Source organism: Streptomyces flavofungini (genome assembly GCF_041028215.1).
Taxonomy (GTDB): Bacteria; Actinomycetota; Actinomycetes; order Streptomycetales; family Streptomycetaceae; genus Streptomyces; species Streptomyces flavofungini_B.
On sequence record NZ_JASKYR010001481.1, the window covers coordinates 1 to 625 of the forward strand.

General features: G+C 67.0%; 1 protein-coding gene. It reads right to left on the minus strand.

The annotated features are described in order from the left end of the window. A partial coding sequence (locus tag AB8Z36_RS41770) for a VOC family protein (RefSeq protein WP_369218530.1) occupies nucleotides 1-432 on the minus strand: 432 nt, incomplete at its 3' end. Nucleotides 433-625: the final 193 nt, after the last annotated feature.

The following is a 625-nucleotide window of genomic DNA, read 5'->3' on the forward strand; positions in this document are numbered from 1 at the left end:
GTAGAGCTCGGTCCAGACCAGGCCCCCCGGTTCGTTCACGACATCGAGGCCCTTCAGCTGCCCCTGCTGCCACGCGGCGAACTGGACCCCCGCCGAATCCTTGAGCACCGCCATGCGGCCGAGGTCGAGGACATCCGTGGTGTCGAAGACGGCGCCGCCCCCCGCCTGCTCGACCGTCTTCACCGTGGCGTCGACGTCCTGCGCCCGGAAGTACAGCGTCCAGGACGGCGGGCTCATCTCCGCGGGCACCGCCATCGCACCGGCCGTGGTCCTGCCGCCCAGGAGGAACTGGCTGTAACCGCCCACTTCCTCACCGCCGCGGCGCAGTTCCCAGCCGAAGAGCTCGCGGTAGAAATCGCTGACGCCGTCGAGATCGGGCGCGCACATGTCGGCCCAGACGGGGGCGCCCGCGACGAAACGGGTACTGAGCATGATCGACTCCTTTGTCGCATCTCTCCGTTCTTCTTCCGAGTCTGGCACCCACCACTGACAATCCGCCCGACGCCCTCCGAACCGCCCGTCGTTGACCAAAGAGGCGCCCCCGACGCCGCCATTACCTGAAGGAAAAACATTTCTGAGAGCGCTCTCAGTCACATCTCTTGACGCCGCGAGGGCTCGCCGCAAC